The sequence below is a fragment of the Edaphovirga cremea genome (assembly GCF_003332275.1).
Classification (GTDB): domain Bacteria; phylum Pseudomonadota; class Gammaproteobacteria; order Enterobacterales; family Enterobacteriaceae; genus Edaphovirga; species Edaphovirga cremea.
Genome location: NZ_QOVA01000002.1, coordinates 286,731 through 310,224, shown reverse-complemented (window position 1 = coordinate 310,224; position 23,494 = coordinate 286,731). Strand labels below are relative to the sequence as shown.

The window sequence follows — 23,494 nt, the reverse complement described above, 5'->3', positions numbered from 1 at the left end:
AGAAACTAACAACTGCCTGACCTGCGGTCAGCCAATGAGCAAAATAGCAGAAACTCTCAATCTTGATTGTAGAGGCGATTGTTTAAATTGCATGGCCTGGCATGGTGACCCAGACGCAATTGAGGTTATTGAGAGACTTACTGGCGATGAAGTTGACTTTAAAGGAAACTCATATCGTTCACAGTTAGGTCGAAAGGCAGTCATGAGCGTTCAACTTAACTAAACCACCGTGTAACATTTAGCACTCAATGGCGAATATCTGGGTAGTGGAGAAAGGTGCCAAAAGTGAGGTTCTGTATGACCAGTCGTCCCTTGGATGCGATGTTCCTGTCACTCACGAGATGCTCCGTAATCATTAAGAATTTGCATCAGCAACACCCTTGGTATGTCGTTTGTCGAGATCCTAATGCTTATCCCCAAGCGTGAGACAATCAGCGCAGAAGTAAGTTTATTAGCGCCGTAGGAAATGGTCATCTGCTTTCCGATGTTCTGTCGGGTGATAGCCGATACTCTTTTCCCGCATTCACCAGTGAATCTCATGATTAAATTCTCCGTGTACACCTCATCCTTTTCGACATACTGAATGGACTCTATGCACGTGGAATCGAAGGAGTTACTTTTCCCTCCAATCGAAAAATCGAAATCCTCTTTTGCTGCAAACGATGTCAGTGGTATAAGCACTATGAGGAACAATAATCCATTTATGGTATACATCTTCACCTCCTATTTTTTGAGAGGATTATACATTATTTCCGCAGCAACACTGCTTTAGTGAGTAGGTTAAAGTGTCTGGTAATCTATGGGGATAGTTCAACGGGTCGATCGTAATTCTCTCACAGTAGAGTGAGGTAGACACCGACCATAAATGATTGAAGAATAGAAGCGGCCATTATCATCAATTATCTGACAAACGCATTTGAAAGGCTCACCTAATGCTGGGCAGCCAGGCAATTGGGCATCTTCAGCAATAGTGTCAAAGTCGATCGTAATACTCACTTCTCTAACCCAAGAGTCTGGAAGTTGCTGTTTCCTCAGAAGGTCTGCAAACATACACATGTAGCATCGTGCTATATAATTCATTAAGGCAAAGCTGGCGTTTGGCTTATGCATGGGAAATGAAAATCCCACTGAGGTTAGCCCTCTTTCTATAGCGAATAGCTTTAACAGTCCAATAGACCAGTATCCGCCGAAATCGTTATTTCGACTGACAAAGCTTCCATTAAGAGAGTTTGCTATTCCTTTAAGCTCAGTTCTTCGTGCCATTGCTCTTTCCTGACTGAGGGTCAATTGCCAAAGTTGGTAACTGTAAACTATATCGATATAACTGCGCCAATTTTTACTGTTCCTATTGTACTTAACCTGCTATCTGTGATTTAACATGTAGCAATATTTGTCATGTCCGCTCCTGGCACGAAGCGGACCAGGTAACTGAGCTACAGGTCTGCTCTGAGCGCAGGCTGTGTGAAAACTCATAGCTTCAAGTAACCAAACAATATTTCTCATCTGTGTTTTAATAAAGTCGTTTAAGTTGACGAAGTAATCTGTGTTTTTTTTCGGGTGACTCAGGAGTTTTTAAAGCGGGGAAGAACCTGATATTTGTTGTTACTGGAGGGTAAAACGGCTGGAACCGTTAGCCGTATTGTTCCTGCAGTTGAATTATCAATCCTTCAGTACCCCATATTGATAGCATCCTTTTCAGGTTATAAGCCAATATATGAAGGCTGATTTCTGTACTGACATTTTTAAATTTCCGCATCAGGAAGTGTGTTGCACCCATCCACATTTTAATTGTCCCAAACGGATGTTCTACCGTTTGCTTTCGCATGACTACCGCTTGAGGAAATGCCTCAAGCCGGGCATGCATTTCTTCCATTTCAGCTTCATGAACCCAGCGCCGTATACGCCTTGGATCGCGTTTTGATGTCGTGCACCTAGAACGCTGGCTGCAATCGCGACAGGCAATATTGTTAAAGTACAACTGTTGCTCCAGTCCGTCCTCTATTGAGGTAAATCGATTCTGAAGCTCATTGCCCATTGGGCATACATAAACATCTTTTTCCCTGTTATATCTGAACATTGAGCGGTTATAGAGCCCCTTACGTTCAGCACCAGAGGTATCTCCCTTTGGCACCAACGCCACGGCTCCGCTATCCAGAACTGTTTTAATATCGCTGCGACTGTAATACCCTTTGTCGGCAAGTACTGTTATGTCCTTCCGGCCAACAGCTTTCTGAGCCAGTGTTGCTACTGAACCAAGTTGCCCATTATCTGTTGTGTTGGTGACTTCATGCGCAACAATCAAATGGTTCTTCGTATCCACAGCTGTCTGAACGTTGTAGCAAACTTGCCGGTTCATATTATTTGTTTTCATCAACCGGGAGTCAGGGTCGGTTAAAGAAAGTTGTTTATCTGGCTGTTGTGCGATTGCTTGTTGGATCTCCTGAAGCTCACGTAAACGCTTTTTTAGCCAGGCCAGTTTAGTGGCTGTTAACTTTGTGTTTGCATCGGGCTCAGTATTCTTGTCGGCTTCATCCAGCTTGTTTAAATAAAAAGTAATACTTTGCTCAACGCGCTCAATATGGTCTTTGGCTTTCTGGGATGTGAAGTTGTTGGGTTTGCTGTTTACTGCTTTGAATTTGCTGCCGTCAATGGCAACAACGACATCAGTGAACATTTGCATTTGCCGGCACAGGCCAATAAAGGCCCGACAGGCATTCCTGATACCTTCACCGTTATCTTTTCTGAAATCTGCAATGGTTTTAAAGTCAGGCGTTAATCGTTCAAGTAACCACATCAGTTCAACGTTCCGATGGACCTCTTTTTCCAGTCTGCGGGAGGACTGAATTCGGTTGAGATATCCGTAAATGTACAGCTTCAGTAGGGTGGCAGGGTGATATCCGGGCCGTCCGGTTCGTTTTGCATCAACTCTTCTGAAACCAAGAGAATCAAGCTGTAACCCATCTACAAATATATCAACCACTCTGACGGGGTTATCTTCAGTGACAAAATCGTCCAGTGCATCAGGGAGCAATGTCACCTGATGCCTGCCATGTCCTTGAATGTGATTGGCCATGTCGGTACCCACAGTATTCACTTGTATGTTTATAATTTTAATAGAAAAGTAAGTATGTTGCATGGGTTTATAAAGAATGGTTGATCATATGCAACCATCGCTTAGACCAAAAAGTGATCAGGTGTTTTCACACAGCCTGAGCGAATAGCGGAAGTTCGCAGTTATTCTTCCAACTAATGAATACACCCCTAACATCGCACTGATCTGCTATTCGCAGAACAGTGCGATTTAAAAATTACTAGTCGGTTAACTTAGCTTAATTGAAACAAAACCCTATCTTTTTTAGGCATCTCATATTCCATATTTTTAGTGTGCAGGTCCTGCCAACACATCAAGTAAGGAGTGTGTGACAGGTCTTATGAGGTCAGAGAGAGCATCGTAACCATGGGCCGGAATTCCGGAAGCGACATATCTCTCATTGAGATAATGTCGGCATAATTTCTGAGTATCTTCGTCAAGTTTTCCTGCGGACGCTAGATAACGAGAAAAACTCGAAATTTCACTTTCAGTTGGGGTTGATGCCAGCCATTCCCCCATCAATGTGACAAAATGCGTGTCGTTTCCCATCCTGAGTTTAAGCGCTTGGTTAATTCTGTCCTGAAAATCCCACTGATCATGATAACGGCGGTTTATCATTTTTTTGACGATAACACCGAGTTGCTGACTGTCAGCTCTTGCTGAGCCAAGAATGATAGGCGTCACAAACTGTGATTGAGACTCTGCATCCTGAAAAATCTTTTCAACAAGATTATCAAGGCTGGAGTGATGAGGATCATAAATCGCCATAGCAGCAATACCATGACTAAAATCAGTATCCTGCAGTATTTTTAGTATTTGAACTGTCAGCTCAGGCATGTCCGGAAATTGGTCACGTAATATATAGGAAGCTTCGAAGTAGCTTTGGTATTGTGGCCATGTGCCATTGGCTTTTACTTTGCCTAACGATCTAATCGCTGATAAGCAGTGCCTCTGAAGCAAATCACTTTTTGGAAATTCTCTTGCGAGTGACTGTAAAGTCTGGGTATCCAGAACATGAGATGAATCGTCGCAGTAAGCGATGAACTCCTCTCGTAAAGACGCATTTCCACCTATATATGGGGATATGAGAGACCAGAAACGATCTCCTGAATTTATTTCTCTAATTCGAGACCTAAATGTTTTGTCGAAACATGCATCAATTTCATCCCAGCGCTCAGCAACTAATCTTAAAAGAACTTTGGATTCACTGCTGTATGACCCAAGTGAAACTTCTAATGGTTTATTATTCCATTCGAGGCGAGCAAACTCTTTTACAGCACCGTAAGTCACGAGCCCTGCAAAAGCTGCTGCATGACGCTGTTCAAAATCCGGTGCTGCGACCTGAGCATCTGATATCAAACGGTCAATAATCGTTTGACGCTCCACGTTAGCGGGTAATAATGCCTGATAGTATTTTATTGCACTTTCTATTTTTAACTGGCTATCAACCTCATCGTCATATCGGCTGAGTATTCTTTCTGCAGTCTGATTTCTATCAAATTCACTGGCTGCAGCGTCTATTACCTGATGGCGCATGGCAACGGAAAGAGACCATACGTGTTTTGCTATTTTTAAACGGACTTCAGGCAGTTTGTGATAAGTAGAGGCTATCATTGCAAGGGGCGGATTACGATCTTCAAGTTTTGCAAGCGCGTATTCTTTTAACCTTGGCTCATCCGGACAGATCAACAACAAATTGTTGAGGCCCGAGTACAAATCGTCTGGCTTAGTTAAAAAGTGGGTAACGAGGTAATCTGTGATGTCAGGATCTGAACCAACATCAAGTTGCGTAAAAGCAGACGTGAGCAGGTCTGTCCTGACACTATCCGTAGTCTTTGTTATCCCAATCAAAGCTTCAATGCATTCTTCCCTGTCCAGCATCTTGGGGAGTAAACTGACAATATGCCGCTTTCTTTCATCTGGCCATTGCAGGATTTCTTTAACAAGAGAATCAATTTCGCAGTTGCCAGCCTTGCGCTTGTGAAGTAAGGGGCTTAAAAACCAGTAAATGCTAAATCCTTCCGCAGTTTTTACCTTATTTATCAGGTGCTGTGTGATTTGTGGATCTTCAATTTCATTAAAGAGAGGATTCAACTCATATCCTTGGTACTCCATCCTCTCAGACAGCATGGTGGAAATGACTTTTTCACGGATCTCTGTATTTGCCTTAGTAAATCGTAACATCCATCCCCAGTTCTGCCCGAAATAGGCCAGGAAGGGGTGTTCTGATTCCAGTTCGCGTAAAATCCAGGCTATGATTTTGGTATTCTTCGCGTTGCAGTTTATCAAGTATAGCTGCGCTATGTTTTTTTCAATATTTTCGACTCTATCCAGCTTGTTATCTAACGAGTCAAGGCATTTATTAATGACTGACTCATTATCCTTCCAACCCAATACTAGACATTGTCCAGCCAAGTCTTTGTAGTAATAACTGATGCCGCTGTACCAGCCAAGTAAATCCAACAATGTATCCAGGTCTTGATTATCATGTATGGATAGTTTCACTTTGCAAAAAATCGCACTGAGCCGTAGGTGTGGGTCTTTTGAGGTTTCTGCAGAATAAATCAGCGCCGGTAATGCACTATTTTCTGGCCAGCCAAGCACTATAGCCTCTAACGCTATCCCCACTATCGTTAATTCTGAATCACCCCGAAAGAGTGATAGCAACCATTTCTCTACCCCGGTATCTCCGGCGTATTTTGAAGCAAGAACATGAGCAGCAGGTCGTGCATTGTAGACATTTTCGTCCTTCATTCCGTGCTGAAGGATATGCAGCGTTTCATCTGAGTGTGTCCATGCTGCTAAAGTGTGATAGAAATTATGCAGGTAATCGGCGCTTTTGGTGCCCCAACAACTGATAGCTGTAGAGGCTTTTTCTCTGAGAGTTGTGTTATAAACCCCCTCAAAGACGGCGGCAAGATGCGCACTCCTTTCCCCTATCCAGCCCGAACCAGTAATGATATTGAAACTTTGCTCAGCAAGCCTGATAGCGGTTGGCTTGTTGATCTCAGCACCGCCAAACACGACATTAGCAAGCAGTAAACGGCGCTGCAGTGCACCGACAGCATCATTTTCAGGCTCGTCAATAACCCTGACGATTTTCTCTGCCTCTGATCGCCGGTTATTTCTGGCAATCAAATCGCCAAAAACACTTCTCCAGCGAAAGTGGCTAGCATTGGCTTGGACAAACTCTAAAATCCGTTCAATGGGCCATCCGTGGATGTGAACCGATGCCAGATATTCTTCTAGGCTTGCGTGTACAAATCCGACTTCTGCGCGTCCTTTTTCGACCAGCAACCCCATGGTTTCTGAATTCACAGCCAAGATTTCATTGGCAACTTCAATTGCCTCTCGTTGCGTATAGCTGAACCCCTCAGGATCTGTTAGAAACGTTTGAATGCATTTTCGGGCCAGATGAATGGGATACCCGGCATCGCCACCCTCAGAGCGGATTTTAAAAGCGAGTGCAGCTAGTGCTTCCCGTCGCACATCATTTGAAGCCGCAGGTGAAAAACGCGGAACGACATCTCCCGCTGCGGTTGCGCGACTGTGAGGGTGGCGTTCTAATAAAAGTTCAGTGAGCTGACTCAGAGCTTGAACTTTGTTAATAGGCAGAACCAACTGACGGATAGCAAGAGCAATAAGCCCCAACAACAGTAGTGGTGTTTCCCCTAGGGTGGACAGCCCACGGCCCTTGTTTAACTCATCAAAAAAGCGGTTTGTCTGCCAGAGAACGGACTCTGCGCTTTGAACCGGATCGCGATGTTGATCTACGTTTCTTGAGAACCAGATGGTGGCAATTTGTGTTTGCTGCCTTTTCGATAAAGGCGCAAGTACTCCCACGGCCCAATTATCCGGAATGCCCCCAATGGTTGTCAGCCCCCCAGGGCGGGCACTGACCAGAACGGGAATGCTGTGTGCAGAGACCACTGTCAGCATTGCCTGCAGCGTGGTACGAGCAGCTTGCTCATTAGCCCACTCGTCAAGGCCATCCACAAAAAGTACCACACGGTTTTCATCAATCGCCTTATCGATCAAAGCGACCAGATTTGCCGTCAACTGCTGCTGCCATGTTTCCCGGATTAACGCTTTAATGCTCACGACACCGCCATTCGCTTCCGTCAGACGTACCCATTTTGCGAATGAGATGAATAGGGGAAGATGCCGTCCCCATTTTTTTGCCACGTGCGTGAAATGATTCTGCTCCCCGAGCAGATCAAGCGCTAGACAGCGCAGCACAGTGCTCTTTCCTGTGCCGGCATGACCAATAACAGCAATCTGATCAGATTGCGCTAACCAGTTCAGAATGGGGGTTCGTCGGTATTGTTCAGCCTGGCGGCTTTCTTCACCCCGGGATTGTGGATGCGTTTCAATCGGCTGTTGATCATGCGCAAGAACCTTCTTTTCGGTAGTTTTTTTTTCGGGCGCATGATTCTTGATGTTTTCTCTAAGTAAAACATCAGGAGCAGAGAAACGTTCGAGTAGAGAAATGGGTTCAATCGGCTGATCGGAAAAAGGCGTTGGGGCATTGACCGGGATTTTATCAAGTAGCTCAAATCCAGCCTGGTAAACCCTCAACAGTTGCGATCTGACTTTCTGGATTTCCCCACCATCAAGCTTGTTAAGAAGATCCTGACTGACAGTATCGCCAAAAAAATGTTTTGCGCATTCTCGTCCAAAAAATTCCAGAACAATATCCGGATGGTCGCGTAGATCGGTGCATAAGTCATGTCCGCCCAAGACTTTTAACACAATATTCTGTGCACGAAAGTTCTCAGCCTGTTTTTCAATGGCGTCTTGAAGGCTTACATCATCAACAGAACATTGTACGGCAATATAAAAGATGTCCGTTTTACCCGCCCAACCGCCTGACAGAAATGTCGAACAGGCGCTATTAAGATCGTTATGTGTATATTTTTTATAGCGTTTTGCCTGCCAAGTGTTGTATCGCCCATTGCGCTTCCTCGCAAAGATATCGATTCCCTGCTGAGCCTGGCCTGCTCTACCATACAAACTATGTGACTCTACATCCGCATGCTTCCCCGCTAACCGATAGCAGAGTTTTTCGAAGTTTTCCCAAGTCAGCTCAGCAAAGGGCAACGTCATTGTAACGGAATGTACGGCCACAAAATCTGGTACGTGATTCGCAGGTGAAGTCACTGCTGTGTTTGTTATTTCATCCAATTCCATGTTCACCAGTTCTTCCTGTTAAACGGTTTGGGGATTTTTAGCATCCGGCAGACAATGCTGTTGGATTTATATAATAACGAATTGGTTAACTGCCGTCGAAGGCCATGACGGGATTCCGCCTAATAAATGCAGCGTCTTTTAATCAAACTTGTATTTACTAATACCTGGTGGACATCTATGCAGAATGTTCAACGCAGTTGGATTCCTATAAATTTTTATCTTGTGCCTTTGTATAGCAATAAGCAGTTAGCATTTTTCCTTAGACTTGATCAACAAGGAGCAATATTGCAGGATGTACGCAACGTCTGCTCTTGGCTGTGAGTTCAACCGATGGATGCAGGGGCCAAAGGAACGCAATGAGCGAGAAGCGTATGTAGAAGGTTTATCTGGTAGGGAAGAAAGTAGGCATGGATGATGTACATGCCTGCGATGTCTGATACTTAACACAGAGAGTTGTTATTCACCTTTCTTGTGGTCATGTTCTTTCAGATCGGGGTGTTTGGGCTTGTTTTCCGGAGTGACACGTTGCCGTTTATCTTCTTTTCCCGTTTTTTTAGCAATCGGTTTCGGGCCTGGTTTAATACTCATGAAAATCTCCTTGAAGCTTCAGATAGATTTGAACTTACATACTGTAGTGGTACCAAATATGTAATGGGGGCATTGGGTATAAACTCAAATGCTTTATGTTCAGAAACTAGCTACTCGTCACATTGTCAGCTATTAAACTTTTCTGTATATGTTCAGAGGGGGCTGCTCGCGATCTGTTAATGCCTCCTGCGACTAGTCACGTCCGCTGCTGGCACACAACTGACACGTGACACGATCATCATGTCAGTTTTGAGCGCAGGCTGCTGAACAGGGCGCATCCTATAAAATCACCAGTGCGCAGTTCGACAAACACGTCCACATGACAGCAGAGTTAACTAAGTAACGAATGGTCGCAGATGGAGCTGCCGGACAGGTCGCCGTAAGGCGGCCGGTTTCGACCCTCAGGCGCAAACCCATTCAGCCCCTCCGGGGGCTTTTTTGTGTCTGTCGCCCGGCGACATATTCCGCAGCGGATTTCCCCTGTAAAAGGTAACGCCCTGTCGGGGTAAATCTACAGAATGGGGAACCCTTCATTAAACCGGGTAGCGGAACAATGAATGGCAATGGTTACTTTTTCCCTATTTCCTTCTTTGTTCAACCTCTGAGCCTCAACAATCTCCTCTTGCAAGAAGCATGACCCCGCATGTCTATTATCCTTAAGTATTACTTGTAATGATTGAAGTGGTGTTACTATACTGTTTTCAATATGTTACGACGATATTGTCCATGCAAAATACCTGCCTTTTGTTTTTGGCATTACTTCGACGACTGCTCTTTTAAACCAGGGTGACAGAGGGAATTATGGAACACATCGTTTATGTTGTTGATGATGACCATTCAGTACGGCGATCGATTGTTCGACTACTCAACTCTGCCGGTTACAGCGCTATCGAGTTCGATTCTGCTGACTCTTTTCTGGCCTATCCCTTTCCTGACTTACCGGGTTGCGTCATTCTGGATATGAAAATGCCAGACAAAGACGGTTTAGAAGTTACCGACGCGCTGAAAACACGCGGCACGGAAATGCCCATCATTTTCCTCACAGGCTACGGCACCATTCCCATGTCGGTACAGGCCATGAAAGCCGGTGCATATGAGTTCTTAACCAAACCGGTTAAAGCCGAGGAGCTGCTCAGGGCCGTTGAAAACGCACTGACACTGGCCTCAGAAAACGCTGACGAACTTCGTGAATATCACAACCTTAAGCAGCGTCATAAGACACTCACGCCGCGTGAACAGGAAGTGTTGGCATTGACGATTAAAGGCCTGCTCAATAAGCAAATTGCTGCGGAACTGGGAGTCAGTGAAATCACCGTGAAGGTTCATCGACGCAGAGTCATGGATAAAATGCAGGTACGCTCACTCGCCGATTTGGTTCGCCATGCCGAGCGCCTGAATTTGAATAAAGTCAAAACATCCTGATAAATCATCATTCTTGTTGATATGCAGAGACCCATGGGTCCCTGCACCAGGGATTAACTTAGCGCGCTTGCAAAAACGCTAATAAATCGTCGTTCAATTGGCTCTGATGGGTAACGGCAAAACCGTGCGGCGCATCGTCATAGACTTTGAGTACCGCACCGCGGATCAATTCAGCCGCCGCTTTGCCCGTGGTATCAAGCGGTACTATCTGGTCGTTGCTACCATGAATAACCAGTGTCGGGACGTCAATTTTTGCCAGATCTTCACGGAAGTCGGTTTCAGAGAACGCCGTGACGCAATCAATTGTTCCTTTCAGTGAAGCCAGTAGCGCAATGTTTAGAGTCTGAGTGAATACGCCCTCTGATACCGTCTGCCCTGCATTAGTGCCATAGAATGCTGGTGCAAAATCGCTGATAAACTGAGCGCGATCCTGACGTAATCCCTCGCGGATCCCCTCAAATACAGAGAGATCAACACCGTCTGGGTTAGTCGCACTTTTACCAAAGACAGGTGTGACAGCGCCCAACAGTACCAGGGCTGCAACACGCTCGCTGCCGTAGCGCCCGATATAACGTGCCACATCACCGCCACCCATCGAGAAGCCCACTAACGTGACTTCTTGCAAGTCGAGTTGGGTGATCAGGTCGTTAATGTCTGAGGCGAAAGTGTCGTAGTCATAGCCTGTCCAGGGTTGGTCTGAGCGGCCAAATCCGCGACGGTCAAAAGCAATGGCACGATATCCTCGCTCAGCCAGGAAATTCAACTGGCTGTCCCACATATCCGCATCCAGTGGCCAGCCGTGGCTGAACAACACGGGCTTTCCTTTACCCCAGTCTTTGTAATAAATCTGCGTGCCATCTTTTGTGCTGATTGTACTCATCTTAGACCTCTGCATTGTGTGTTGGGAAAGATATTGAGGCAGACACGGTTAAACCGGAGCCACCAGATAACGGACCTCGGGGCGGGATTCCCCCTGATGATATTGCTGAACACGGTGTTCTATTTTTCGGTCATTCATGGTGTAACGTTCTTCCTGTCGCAGATGTTCAACCCAGGAACCGAGCAAAAATGTTTCGACAAAAATTCCGGGTTTAAGAATGTCTTCATAAACCGACCAGCTCAGTGCGCCACCGCGTCGCCTGACGCGCCGCATATCCTGCATACAGACGGTAAATGCGTGTGCATCCTCAGCCTTAATCAGATATTCGTAGCTCACCATCACCGGACCACGGCTGTGATGCACGTCAATCTCAGGGGCAATGTGATTCTCTACGCTGGCATCCAGGTTCAGATCAGGGTCTTTATCCAGCCGCCAGCGGAACACAGCCGTACAACCCAACAGCATGCCAAGGGTCGCCACACTCAGCGAAACGGCGATGCCATAATGCGATGCCAGTTGCCCCCACAGCGCGCTGCCTGCGGTCATCGAACCGAAGAAAACAGTCAGGTAAATCGCGAGTGCCCGCGCTTTCACCCATTTCGCCGCACTGCGCTGGGCGCCGAGATTGAGCGTCGTCAGCACTGCTATCCAGGAAAAACCCGTCATAAATTCGAAGACGCTCAACAGCCAGAAGTGCCGCACAAACGCGAGAGCCAGCATCGCTACAGCAAACATCAGGCTCGCCAGCACCATTAAACGGTCGGGATTGAGATGTTTACGCAAGCGCGGCAGCGTCACCGCGCCAAAAATGGCCCCCACGCCAATACAGGCCAGCATAATTCCGTAACCACCGGGCCCTAAACCGAGCTCACGCCGGGCCACTAACGGCAGTAAAGACCAGGCCGCGCTGGCAAACAGGAAAAAAGCGACCGTACGGGCCAGCACGTTGCGTAGAACAGGGGCGGCATGGACATAACGCCCCCCGGCACGCACGGCAGAGAAAAAATGCTCCGGTGGCAGGCGCTGCACGGAAGGCTCTGTTTTCCATCGGTATAACACCCAGGCAACCCCCAGCACGGAAACCGCATTGAGCGCAAACACCACCCACGCCCCGGCAAAAGAGAGGATCAGCCCGCCCAATGCCGGCCCAATGGCGCGACTGATATTAATCCCCAGTGAATTAAGGGCTATTGCCGCCCCTAAATCCTGTTTGCGAACCAGGTCCGGTACGATGGCCTGGAACGGCGGGGAACTCATTGCCGCACCGGTGCTCATCAGAAAAGCGACGACCAGCAGCACGCCAGGCGTCACATGCCCGGTCAGCGAAAGCACGGTCAACCCGCACGCCGCCAGTAACGTCCACACCTGCGAAAAAAGCAGATATTTGCGGCAGTCGACAATATCCGCCATCACGCCTGACGGTAGGGCAAACAAAAACATCGGCAGGCTGCTGGCGGCCTGGATCATGGCGACTGACAATGGGTCAGCACTGAGCGTCAGCATGGTCCAGTTCATGGCAACATCGTTCATCCATGAACCGATGTTCGAGACGACGGTCGCAATCCATAACATGCGGAACACACGCTGACTCAGGGGCTGCCAGGGTGACCCGCTGGTCGTGGTCGCCTCTTTTAACGCTTCGGCGGTAACGTGGTGAACTTCATTGACCGATGCCATGGCGCCATTCCCGCTGTTTGCCTGCCCCGATGCACCATTTACCCGGCCCGGTTATCGCAAGCGTGGTGAAGATAATCAGGAGTAACCAGCCAAACTGCCCCTCGGCGATGGACCAGCCAGGGTGCACGAACAACATCGCCACCAGCAGCACACCGATGATGGGTAAGCAGGCGATACGCGTCCCGAATCCCAAAATAATGAACAGCGGGCAGATAACCTCAGCGAATATTGCCGGTATCAAACTGAAGTAAGGCCCCATGCCAAAAGGGTCTTCAATGCGCGTCAGTTCTTCGCTGAAGTGAAACACCTTCGGCAGCCCGTGAACGTAGAGCAGAAGCAGGCTGCCAGCCACGCGCAGTAAGAACAGCCCGAGGTTTATCTGCGGTGGAATGAAGTATGTCGATGAAGTATTCATGGCATTAAAACGCGAAGCAGCTGCAACCGAGCGCACCCCAGAATGCAGTGTCATCTGCAACGGGTACGCTTGAGCCGCGAGCGAAATCATGATTATGGGTGTGAACGCCGCAGGGTCCACTGCAATGGTGCATCTGTGCCGTCATCCCCACGCGTGTCTGGGCAACAGGTGGTGCAGAGCGGTAGTGACCGGGGACATTCACCACGGGTGACCACTCCGGCAGTACCGGAATGGATGGCGGCGACAAGGGGCCAAACGTACCGGCGGCGTAGACAATGTTGCCATCTACCACGGTTAACACGGATTCAATCCCTTTGATTTCCTCTTCCGGGACGCGAAAATAATCTTTGCTCAGTACCGCCAGATCCGCCAGCTGGCCCGCCCTGATTTGCCCTTTTTTGCCCTGCTCACTGGAGAACCATGCACTTCCCTGCGTCCATAGCATCAACGCCGTGTCACGATCCAGGCGCGCATTGACGTCATACATCTGCATTCCCCCCACCGTACGGCCGGAAACCAGCCAGTAAAGTGCCGTCCACGGGTTGTAACTGGCTACGCGGGTTGCGTCGGTTCCTAATCCCACCGGAACACCTGTTTCCAGCATGCGTGCGACCGGCGGCGTATGACGAGTGGCTTCTATGCCATAGCGCTCTGCAAAATATTCGCCCTGGAAAGCCATACGGTGTTGAACCGCAATGCCCCCACCCAACGCCTTAATTCTGTCGATATTTTTCTGGGTGATGGTTTCGGCATGGTCAAAGAACCAATGCAGGCCGTCGAATGGGATTTCGCGGTTCACTTTTTCAAACACGTCTAACATGCGGCTGATGGATTCGTCGTAGGTGGCATGCAAGCGAAAAGGCCAGCGATGTTCAACCAGATGGCTCACCACTCGCTCCAGCTCGTCCTCCATTCCTGGTGCTAAATCCGGACGTGGTTCGAGGAAATCTTCAAAATCAGCGGCGGAGAACACCAGCATTTCACCCGCGCCATTATGGCGGAAGTAATCGCTGCCCTGGCCGGGGGTCAACATATCCGTCCATTTCTCGAAATCTTCCAGTTCGTGGCCCGGACGTTGGGTAAACAGGTTGTAGGCAATGCGCAGCGTCATCTGTTTTTTCTGATGCAACTCGGCAATCACTTCGTAGTCTTCCGGGTAATTCTGGAAGCCACCACCCGCATCGATGGCGCTGGTCAATCCCAGACGATTCAGTTCACGCATAAACTGGCGCGTTGAGTTGACCTGATGTTCAAGGGGTAATTTCGGGCCTTTAGCCAGCGTGGAATAAAGGATCATCGCATTCGGTCGCGCAATCAGCATGCCGGTTGGGTTGCCGTTGCTGTCGCGCTGAATTTCCCCACCCGGAGGATTTGGCGTGTCTTTGGTGTAACCCACCACGTGAAGTGCTGCGCGGTTAAGCAAAGCACGACCATAAAGATGAAGAATGAAGACAGGCGTTTCCGGCGCAGCTTCGTTTATCTCATCGAGCGTCGGCATACGGCGTTCGGCAAACTGGAATTCGCTCCAGCCGCCCACCACACGCACCCACTGTGGTGACGGGGTACGCAGCGCCTGTTCTCTTAACATCCGTAGCGCGTCAGCCAGCGAAGGCACCCCTTCCCAGCGCAGTTCAAGGTTGTAGTTCAGGCCACCACGGATCAGGTGCAGGTGGGAATCATTCAGTCCAGGGATGGCCGTGTGCCCTTTCAGGTCCACCACTTTTGTCCCTTCAGCGTGGTGCTGCATGACCTGCGCCACCGTGCCGACTTCAAGGAATTTCCCCTCACGAATTGCGACTGCTTCTGCGAGCGGGTTTTCGCGATCGACGGTATGAAACTGTCCGTTAACCAGGATTAAATCTGCTTTGCCCAGTGAAACCATACATCCTCCCGTTAGAGATGCCCGGCTCAGACCGGACAAACAGCACGCCCCCTCAGTGGGTGGCATGAACAGGAAAGAGTATGTAAATGGTGGGGGGAAATGACCAGTTATACATAGGGATAGCTATACCAAAGTATAGTTATACCAAGGGTTAGTTATACCATCAGATAATAGTTTTGCCGCGCTCACCCATCTAATATTCAGCTCGTTGATGACATTCATCACAAGGTTGCTGTCCCGACTGTCGCTGCGTCTCAAGCGTGGCGGTTCTGATACTTTTAACCACATTCTGAATGGGTATTGTTATGACAACCTCTAAGCTTGAAGTCCTGACGCCTGATAACTGTCAAATTATCTTTATCGACCAACAACCACAGATGGCTTTCGGCGTGCAGTCGATTGACCGCCAGGTGCTAAAAAATAACACCGTCGGCCTGGCAAAAGCCGCCAAAGTGTTCAACATTCCCACCATCATCACCACCGTGGAAACCGAAAGTTTCTCAGGCCATACCTATCCGGAGCTGCTGGATGTGTTCCCTGGTAAAGAGATCCTCGAACGCAGCTCGATGAACTCCTGGGACGACCAGAAAGTGCGTGACGCGCTGGCCGCCAACGGCCAGAAAAAAGTGGTGGTATCGGGTTTGTGGACCGAAGTGTGCAACAACAGTTTTGCACTTTGCGCCATGCTCGAAGGTGGCTATGAAATCTATATGGTGGCGGATGCCTCCGGTGGCACTTCAAAAGAAGCCCATGATTACGCCATGCAGCGCATGATTCAGGCGGGTGTTATCCCGGTCACCTGGCAGCAGGTGTTGCTGGAATGGCAGCGTGACTGGGCACGCAAAGAGACTTACAACGACGTGATGGATATCGTGCGTGAGCACTCTGGTGCTTACGGTATGGGTGTGGATTACGCCTACACCATGGTGCATAAAGCCCCTTCCCGCGAGAAGAGCCAGCACGAAACCCTGCCACCGGTCGCGGCACGTTAATTAGCGGGAGCTGGCCGGTAAAAGACTGGCCAGCTTGATTCGGGAGATAAACATGAGTGCAGAATTACTGTCACTGTTTGCCGGCATTTTGATTGGCCTGATATATGCCCTGCTTAAAGCTCGCTCCCCGGCACCACCCGCCATCGCACTGGTGGGATTGTTAGGCATGCTTATTGGCGAGCAGGTCACGGTGCAAATGCTGAAACCGGTGCACACCACCGCGCTTCACACCTGCCAGGCACAACCCACCGCGACGGCATCTTTAAATACCGCCTGCTCGCGAGGAGGTAAATCATGAAGATCTGGATTATTTCTCTGGCAATCGGCCTGCTGGCAGGGGTTATTTATGCCGCACTGGATGTTCACTCTCCGGCACCTCCTGTTATTGCGCTGCTGGGCCTGTTCGGCATGCTGGTTGGCGAACAAATTATCCCTATTACCCGGCGTCTGGTAAGCCGCCAACCCTTTACGCTTGCATGGTTTCGCCATGAATGCGTTCCACAAATAAGCGGAACTCCACCGCCCACACAGGCTCCGTTACCCCCTGAGGCGCCCCCACGGTAGAGATGAAGGCCAGAGGAATGACTGCATGAAGCTGTCGCAGCGTATTGCCATTGTCGATGATGAGCGCGCCGTTCGCAGTGGGTTGAGCAACCTGCTGCAATCAGACGGCTATTTGACCTGTACCTTCGAGTCTGCTGAGGCATTTTTAAACGATAAGAATGCGCTTTTCGACGTTTCGCTTATGATTATTGATATTAAGCTCAAAGGAATGAGTGGATTGGATTTTTATGAAGAAATAAAGACTTACGCGACACCGCCCCCGGTTATTTTTATATCCGGACACGGGGATGAAAACATGCAACGGTTTGCCATCAGTCTTGGCGCCGTTGCTTTTTTGCGTAAGCCCATCGACATTGAAGTCCTACTTAATCATTTACAGAAAGCAATCAGACCCGAAGAAAACACCTGACACCCTGATAAGGCCGCTCACTGCGAGAGATCTCAATGATTCATAAGCTGTTACCGCCTGAATACTCCCTTCTTCCTGAAATCCAGGATGGGCAGATCTTTGCCTTTAAAGATGATGTGATTTTTACTCCGCTGACCACAGAAGGCAGTATTGTCTGGATGAAAGGGCGGCACTCTTTATCAAATGGGGTTTTTATTCTCGCCACGGCGGTGAGTGATGAGGCGGAATCGGACGCCACCCAACTGCTCAAAAATGAGTTTTCACTGTGCGCGTATTTATCCGATAGTTGGGCCGTTAAACCCGCAGCCAGTACCCAATATCGTGGCCGTTACGCGCTGATTTATCCGACGCTGGACTTTGAATCCCTGGCTCGCATCATGAAGCAGCCCAGAGCATGCATTGCCAGTTTTATGGAGCTGGCGATACGGATATGCCTTCCGCTACGTCAAATGCACATGCTGAATCTGATTCACGGCGACATCAAACCCGGGAACATTTTCCTTCACGGTGATTCATCCTGCCGCCTTGCGCGGTTTGGCCTGACGACAGGCACCTCGGAAGAGTTGAAAAAGGCCCGACTTTCGTTTTTTGGTGGTACGCTTGCGTATATGTCGCCTGAGCACACCACTCGTACCCAACGCTCGATAGACAGTCGCAGTGATCTTTACAGCCTCGGCATTGTATTTTATGAACTGCTAACCGGCGTACTGCCTTTTGATCTCAGCGAGGATGACCCTGCACAATGGGCGCATCACCACATTGCCTCGGAACCTAAACCGCCGCATTTTGTGCGCGAAACGGTGCCTGCGATGCTTTCAACCGTTATCCTCCGTTTACTGGCGAAGTCGCCAGATAACCGCTACCAGACCATTGATGGCCTGATCGCCGATTTGCGCCGCTGCCAGGCGACCCTGACCGAAGATAATAAAATCATCCCTTTCACACCGGGCTTACAAGACCGGTCACCCGAAGTCCATCTGACGGATACGCTATATACTGCCCATCCCCAGATGCGTGAGTTGGTTGCCGCGTTTGATGAGGTTAAGCACAGCGGCACACATGCGCTGGCGATCATCCGCGGCCCATCGGGTATCGGTAAATCCTCGCTGATTGCTTCAGCCCTGAAAGAGTTGCAGAACAGACACACGCTACTGGCGGTGGGGAAAGTTGACCAGTTCTCATCCTCGCTACCTTATGGGGCTTTAACCACGGCTTTCCGGGCGCTGACCCTCACGTTGCTGGGATCGCCTGGCGAAGAAGTGTCCATCTGGAAAGCTCGTCTGTCACGCGCTCTGGAAGGTTACGAACGCCTGGCTGTGAGTTTTGTACCTGAATTAGGGCTGTTACTGGAGCATAGTTCCCGCCACATACCCAATTCGATTTCAACCGATGCCAGAGCGCGCTTTAATCACATGATATCCGCCCTGGTCACTACCTTTGCCATGCCGGGTTGTCCACTGGTCTTGCTGATTGATGATATTCAATGGATCGATGCTGCCAGTCTCCAGGTGCTGGAGTCGCTACTGAAAAACAGCCGTACACAGCCACTGCTGATGGTGGTGGCCCAGCGTGAACCCGAGGCGACAGACAACACCTCCCTGATACAGACCCTCGCCCTCCTGCATAACGCCGCACAAAGGAATATCGAAATTATCCCGACACCGCTTTCCGTTAAAGACGTCACCCGGTGGCTGGCAGAGGTATTTCAACAACGCACCACAGACATTACCGATCTGGCCAAACTAATACATGGCAAAACCGGCGGAAATCCACTGTTTTTAAATGAGTTTTTTAAACGTATTGTTGAAGATGGCTTGGTAACACATAACAAATACCAGGGTAAGTGGCACTATGATTTATCCGCTATTCAGGAACGCCATTACACTGAAAACGTGGTGAGTCTGGTCCTCCAACAACTCGGAAAAATGCCGGAAATGACTCGCACCTTACTCGGTAGCCTCGCCTGCCTGGGTAGCCGGGGCGAACTGGCCACAATCAGCCAGGTGCTGTGCATTTCCGATGCCGATATCCGCTATCAGTTGCATCCCGCGGTTACCGCACAACTGGTAACCCTTTCCAGGGACAGCTGGGCGTTTACCCACGATCGCGTACAAGAAGCCGCTTTCGCCTTGCTGGATGTCGCCCAAAAAGATTATGTGCATATCACCACAGCAAACCTTCTGGCTGAAGCGTCACGGCAGATGGCAGGCAATGAAGTGTTATTCCGCGCCATTCACCACGTCTCGGCCGCCATTGAGTGCGTCCAGCCGGCAGAACAACGCAATATGTTCAGGGAACTGAGTATGCTGGCGGCCCAGCGAGCAAAACGTAGTGGTGATTACCTCTCGGCACTGAGATATTTACAGACCGCACGGGCACTCTCAGGACACGGTAATATGCCCGAAAACACCCCCGACCTTCGATTAAATCTCGAAGAAGCCGAGTGCGAGTTTTTACTTGGAAATCTGGTCAACTCAAAGCGTTTATGCGACCGGTTGCTGGGTTCCCACGGTGGGCTTACCGAAAAAATCACCGCGGCAAACCTGCTGGCGGAGATTCATATGCGTCAGTCTGATCTCCGCTTGGCGCTGGAAACCACCTTATGCTGGCTAAGCGTTTCCGGTATTGCGCTGACTCCAAATCCCGATTTGGCAGAATGTGATGTGGTCTGGCAAGCACTTAAAGACCGTATGGGTGAAAATCCTGCCGTGCTGTTTCATCAGTTGCCAGAAATGACGGACGGCCAAACCGAAGCCATAATGAATCTGCTTGCCAGCGCCAGCGTGTTCGCCAGCTTCAACAGTCCGAATCTGCACTTCATGCTACTTTGCCAGATGCTGCATTTGACACTGGAGCGGGGTATTACCGGCGCCTCAACGTTGGCCATGGGTTGGTTTGGCGTACTGATTAGCGAACGTTATGCGGAGTATCAGCCTGGTTTCAACTATGCTGTGCTGGCGCGTGATTTGGTTGAACACCACGGCTATAGCACTTATGAAGCAAAAACGTTGCTGCCCCTTGATCAAGTCAGCGTCTGGACCCAACCCCTTTCTTACACCACCGAATGCGCTAAAGCTTGCTTTACGTCCGCCGTCACGCACGGTGATTTGACGGTCGCCTCCTTTGCTATCTGCCATCAGGTGATTAACTTTTTAAGCCAGGGCGAGCATCTCGATAACGTGCTGACCAGCATCGAACGTGGGCTGGCCTTCGTGAGAAAAACCGACTTCCAGGATGTGGAGCGCATTTTGTTGGTTCAGCGGCATTACGTTGAGCACTTACGCAAATTACCCTCCACAACCTGGGATAGCGCCAACGCACTGCCTGACTCACTGTTGCCGGGTTTTCCAGAGCAAGCACCGCTGCACATGTCCACCCTGATTTTTTGGTTCTGGCTCTACCGGGGCATGACGTATTTTACAGCGGGCGAATATTCGCAGGCGCAGGACGCGCTGGAACACGCTCAATCTTTTGCGTGGTCAGCACCGGGGCACATCCATTTGCTGGATTTACATCTCTACAGCGCGTTAACGTTAACCGTTCAACTGACACCTGAAACATTTAGCGCGCAGGACCGGCGTAAGCTGGAAATCCATTACCACAAAATTGCCCTCTGGGCGCGCATCAACCCGGGAACGTTCGCCGATAAAGAAGCGCTGGTGTATGCAGAAATTGTCCGTCTTGAAGGCATGAACACCATTGCGCTGGAGCAGTACGAAAAAGCGGTGCGACTCTCCCGGGAAGCCGGGTTTCATCCCTGTAATGCGCTGGCCCATGAACTTGCCGGGCGCTTCGCACTCAGTTGCGGTTACAACACAGCAGCAGATGCACATTTGCGGGGGGCGATAGCGGCCTGGGGGCGCATTGGCGCACAAGCCAAAGTGAATCAGCTTAAGCAGACCTGGCCTCATTTAGTTTCACCTGCTCAAGCAACGCCTTATAACACCATCGCATTTGCCCAAAACGAAGAAATTCGCGATTTACAAAGTGTCATTAAAGCCTCACGAGCACTGTCAGAAGAGATCAATCTTGAACGGCTTATTGAAATACTTTTGACCATGTTACTGGAGCGTGCGGGTGCGCAGCGCGGCTTGTTGATTCGCGTTCTGGATAATAATATTCCTGAAATTGAAGCCAGCGCGCAGACCAGTAGTGACGGGATACAAGTACGAATCATGAAAGATATGCCGATGGCGGCCGACATGCCACTGTCGGTGCTGGCGGCCGTTATCCGCACAGGTCAGGAAATACGTACCGGGAAACCCGAAGAGTTCAGCCCTTTTTCACACGACCCTTACCTTGTGACTTCCGGCGCTGCCGTACTGTGCGTACCGATGTTTAAGCAGGCACGACTGGTCGGCGTGTTGTACCTCGAAAACCGCTTAATGCCTGAAGTCTTTACTGCGGATCATTCAAAAGTCGTCAATCTGCTCGGTGCCCATGCGGCCGTTGCGCTCGAAACGGCGCGGCTTTATGCCGAATTGCTTGAGGAAAATATTCAGCGCAGGCGGGTTGAGAAAGAGCTCAGGGCAAGCCAGACATCGCTCATGCTGGGGGAACAGATAAGCCACACCGGAAGCTGGCGCTGGGAACTGGAACAAGATTTGATGTTTATGTCCGAAGAGTACGCCCGCATTCTCGGTCTGCCGGAGACACTTAAAATGATCTCCATGGCGGAGTTTTTTACTTTTATTCATCCGGATGATTATGACCGCATCAGCGATGTAGTGATTGACGGTGTGCGCGACGGGTTAACCCTGAAAGCAGAATTTCGCATTATCAATGCCGAGGGCAATGTGCGCTACATTTTAGGCATCGGTAGCCCAGCCGGTGTGGGCACTGAAATTTATGAATATTACGGCACCATCACCGACATCACGACTCAGAGGCAAGCAGAAGACGCCGTCAGGGTTGCGCAGGCAGAGCTGGCGCGAGTCTCCCGAGCCACCACGGTTGGCCAGTTAACCTCTTCTATTGCTCACGAAATTAATCAACCGCTGATGTCGATAGTTTCCAATGCCGGAGCCAGTCTGCGATGGTTAAATCATGACCCGATACGGTATGACAATATTCGCGTCGGGTTAGAAGAGATTGTTGCCGAAGGGCAGCGTGCAGGGGAAATTATTCGTAGTCTCCAGACCCTGACACGCAAACAAGAACCTGTCTTCTGCCGTATCGATTTGCATTTTCTGGTGCGCCATATCATGACGCTTTCGCGTAGCGAAATTGAACAAAGACAGGTGGCCGTTGATTACGATTTGAAGGCTGCCCACAGCTTTATCTTTGGTGACAGTGTTCAAATCCAACAGGTGTTGATTAATCTTGTTATTAACGCAATTGAAGCCATGGCTGAAGTGACCGATCGCACACGTACACTGAAAATTTCAACCCTTAATCCTGATGAGAGTTCCGTGGAATTACGCATTACGGATAATGGAACCGGGTTGGCGCCTGACATAGGTCAGCGCGTTTTTGACTCGTTTTACACCACAAAAGTACAGGGAATGGGAATGGGTCTGACCATCAGCCATTCCATCATAGAGCGGCATCGGGGGACGCTTAAAGCGCAAAACAACACACCGTACGGCAGTTGTTTCAGTTTTGTCGTCCCCGCCTGTTTGGCGAGTCAGGATGGTGAGTCTTAATGACGCGCCAGAGGTGCGGCCATTAAATAAGCTAACAACGAAGTTTTAATAAGTGATTTACTGGCTAAAAATATCCCATTCAGTGGAGCTGAGTCGATTCTGCCGCATTAAGGCGTTGGTAGGTAACATACTTTTTTTGTGATGTTTGTAACGGTCAACTAAAACCGGACACATATTTAGGCACATTGCTGTAGTCGGCGTTCATATTCGTCGGGCGATATATTTCCCAGCCGATAATGCCGCCTTTTCAGATTATAAAAACTGTCGATATAATCGATAACATCAGCGATACCCTGACTTCGGGTTTCATAACGACGATAGTTAACCCTCTCTGCATTCAGGCTACGGAAAAACCTTTCCGTAACGGCATTATCCAGGCAGTTACCTTTTCGGCTCATGCTACCTGTAACATCCAGTTCTTGCTGGCAGGACTGGAACTGAGCACTGGTATATTGCGCCTCTTGATCGCTATGGAAAACCACAGACCCTGTTGGTCGTCGTTTATTGACTGCCAGCCTTAAGGCCCGGACGGTCAAGTCGCTGTCCGGTTTGTCTGAGAAGGCCCAACTCACTATTTTTCTTGAACATAAGTCCATCACGATAGCCAGGTATAACCAACCCTGAGCCGTACGTAGATAGGTAATGTCACCTGACCACCAGGTATTTAATGTCTCTGGATTAAACTGCCGATTCAACAGATTAGCGGCCACGACAGCGGGTTTTCCGCCGCGTGGATAAC

The 23,494-nt window shown here is 49.4% G+C and carries 16 protein-coding genes, 1 tRNA gene and 5 pseudogenes; 11 read left to right on the top strand and 11 right to left on the bottom strand.

Features of this window, described 5'->3' with window-relative positions; translation table 11 throughout:
• Positions 1–1,630: 1,630 nt before the first annotated feature.
• The 3 genes from DRI82_RS04310 to DRI82_RS24495 form a co-directional block, all read right to left on the bottom strand.
• Positions 1,631–3,073 carry an IS1182 family transposase gene (locus DRI82_RS04310; RefSeq protein WP_114192255.1) on the bottom strand — a complete coding sequence of 481 codons (1,443 nt, stop codon included), beginning with the start codon at positions 3,071–3,073 and terminating at the stop codon, positions 1,631–1,633.
• Positions 3,074–3,379: 306 nt separating this feature from the next.
• Complete coding sequence (locus tag DRI82_RS04300; RefSeq protein WP_114192254.1) at positions 3,380–8,281, bottom strand: NACHT domain-containing protein; 4,902 nt, start codon at positions 8,279–8,281, stop codon at positions 3,380–3,382.
• Positions 8,282–8,737: 456 nt separating this feature from the next.
• Positions 8,738–8,869 carry a hypothetical protein gene (locus DRI82_RS24495; RefSeq protein ID WP_281269753.1) on the bottom strand — a complete coding sequence of 44 codons (132 nt, stop codon included), beginning with the start codon at positions 8,867–8,869 and terminating at the stop codon, positions 8,738–8,740.
• Between the two features lie 253 nt (positions 8,870–9,122).
• On the opposite strand from DRI82_RS24495, the pseudogene DRI82_RS04295 reads away from it, so the two are divergent.
• A pseudogene (locus DRI82_RS04295) lies at positions 9,123–9,212 on the top strand (DUF1471 domain-containing protein); the annotation flags it as partial.
• A gap of 458 nt (positions 9,213–9,670) precedes the next feature.
• On the top strand, positions 9,671–10,291 hold the full coding sequence (locus tag DRI82_RS04290; protein ID WP_114192253.1) for a response regulator transcription factor: 621 nt from the start codon (positions 9,671–9,673) through the stop codon (positions 10,289–10,291).
• Between the two features lie 58 nt (positions 10,292–10,349).
• Here DRI82_RS04290 and DRI82_RS04285 read toward each other — a convergent pair whose 3' ends face one another.
• The 4 genes from DRI82_RS04285 to DRI82_RS04270 are packed head-to-tail and all read right to left on the bottom strand — an operon-like array spanning position 10,350 to position 15,145.
• Positions 10,350–11,171, bottom strand: a complete 822-nt coding sequence (locus DRI82_RS04285) for an alpha/beta fold hydrolase (RefSeq protein WP_114192252.1) — start codon at positions 11,169–11,171, stop codon at positions 10,350–10,352.
• A gap of 48 nt (positions 11,172–11,219) precedes the next feature.
• The gene (locus tag DRI82_RS04280) at positions 11,220–12,848 is read right to left on the bottom strand and encodes an MFS transporter (protein ID WP_114192251.1); all 1,629 of its coding nucleotides are present in this window, start codon (positions 12,846–12,848) and stop codon (positions 11,220–11,222) included.
• Positions 12,832–13,263: a DoxX family protein gene (locus DRI82_RS04275; protein WP_114192419.1), complete on the bottom strand. Its 432-nt coding sequence runs from the start codon at positions 13,261–13,263 to the stop codon at positions 12,832–12,834. Before DRI82_RS04275 ends, DRI82_RS04280 begins: the two co-directional genes overlap by 17 nt.
• A gap of 4 nt (positions 13,264–13,267) precedes the next feature.
• Positions 13,268–15,145, bottom strand: a complete 1,878-nt coding sequence (locus DRI82_RS04270) for an amidohydrolase (RefSeq protein ID WP_114192250.1) — start codon at positions 15,143–15,145, stop codon at positions 13,268–13,270.
• 305 nt (positions 15,146–15,450) lie between these two features.
• On the opposite strand from DRI82_RS04270, the gene DRI82_RS04265 reads away from it, so the two are divergent.
• The 5 genes and pseudogenes from DRI82_RS04265 to DRI82_RS24690 all read left to right on the top strand — a co-directional run.
• A complete protein-coding gene (locus DRI82_RS04265) occupies positions 15,451–16,137 on the top strand; it encodes a hydrolase (RefSeq protein WP_114192249.1) in 687 nt (228 codons plus the stop codon).
• Positions 16,138–16,189: 52 nt separating this feature from the next.
• On the top strand, positions 16,190–16,435 hold the full coding sequence (locus tag DRI82_RS04260) for a DUF1427 family protein (protein WP_114192248.1): 246 nt from the start codon (positions 16,190–16,192) through the stop codon (positions 16,433–16,435).
• On the top strand, positions 16,432–16,701 hold the full coding sequence (locus DRI82_RS04255) for a XapX domain-containing protein (RefSeq protein WP_114192247.1): 270 nt from the start codon (positions 16,432–16,434) through the stop codon (positions 16,699–16,701). Before DRI82_RS04260 ends, DRI82_RS04255 begins: the two co-directional genes overlap by 4 nt.
• 25 nt (positions 16,702–16,726) lie before the next feature.
• On the top strand, positions 16,727–17,110 hold the full coding sequence (locus DRI82_RS04250) for a response regulator transcription factor (protein ID WP_034495690.1): 384 nt from the start codon (positions 16,727–16,729) through the stop codon (positions 17,108–17,110).
• A gap of 35 nt (positions 17,111–17,145) precedes the next feature.
• Positions 17,146–18,657 (top strand): annotated as a pseudogene (locus tag DRI82_RS24690) (serine/threonine protein kinase); the annotation flags it as partial.
• 399 nt (positions 18,658–19,056) lie between these two features.
• Here DRI82_RS24690 and DRI82_RS23775 read toward each other — a convergent pair.
• Both DRI82_RS23775 and DRI82_RS24000 read right to left on the bottom strand, forming a co-directional pair.
• Complete coding sequence (locus tag DRI82_RS23775; protein WP_157968011.1) at positions 19,057–19,272, bottom strand: hypothetical protein; 216 nt, start codon at positions 19,270–19,272, stop codon at positions 19,057–19,059.
• Positions 19,273–20,643: 1,371 nt separating this feature from the next.
• Positions 20,644–20,886 carry a hypothetical protein gene (locus DRI82_RS24000; RefSeq protein WP_170138668.1) on the bottom strand — a complete coding sequence of 81 codons (243 nt, stop codon included), beginning with the start codon at positions 20,884–20,886 and terminating at the stop codon, positions 20,644–20,646.
• On the opposite strand from DRI82_RS24000, the pseudogene DRI82_RS24685 reads away from it, so the two are divergent.
• Positions 20,800–21,510: pseudogene (locus tag DRI82_RS24685) on the top strand (GAF domain-containing protein); the annotation flags it as partial. The gene DRI82_RS24000 and the pseudogene DRI82_RS24685 sit on opposite strands and share 87 nt — an antisense overlap.
• Positions 21,511–21,522: 12 nt before the next feature.
• Here the strand turns inward: DRI82_RS24685 and DRI82_RS24245 are convergent.
• Positions 21,523–21,807, bottom strand: a complete 285-nt coding sequence (locus DRI82_RS24245) for a hypothetical protein (protein WP_245956772.1) — start codon at positions 21,805–21,807, stop codon at positions 21,523–21,525.
• Here DRI82_RS24245 and DRI82_RS24680 point away from each other — a divergent pair.
• The 3 genes and pseudogenes from DRI82_RS24680 to DRI82_RS23755 all read left to right on the top strand — a co-directional run.
• Positions 21,718–21,912 (top strand): annotated as a pseudogene (locus DRI82_RS24680) (PAS domain-containing protein); the annotation flags it as partial. The gene DRI82_RS24245 and the pseudogene DRI82_RS24680 sit on opposite strands and share 90 nt — an antisense overlap.
• 9 nt (positions 21,913–21,921) lie before the next feature.
• A tRNA-OTHER gene (locus DRI82_RS23760) sits at positions 21,922–22,060 on the top strand.
• Positions 22,036–22,755: a sensor histidine kinase gene (locus DRI82_RS23755; protein WP_281269757.1), complete on the top strand. Its 720-nt coding sequence runs from the start codon at positions 22,036–22,038 to the stop codon at positions 22,753–22,755. The genes DRI82_RS23760 and DRI82_RS23755 overlap by 25 nt, the downstream gene beginning before the upstream one ends.
• 176 nt (positions 22,756–22,931) lie before the next feature.
• Here the strand turns inward: DRI82_RS23755 and DRI82_RS04240 are convergent.
• Positions 22,932–23,483 (bottom strand): annotated as a pseudogene (locus tag DRI82_RS04240) (IS3 family transposase); the annotation flags it as partial.
• Between the last annotated feature and the right edge of the window lie 11 nt (positions 23,484–23,494).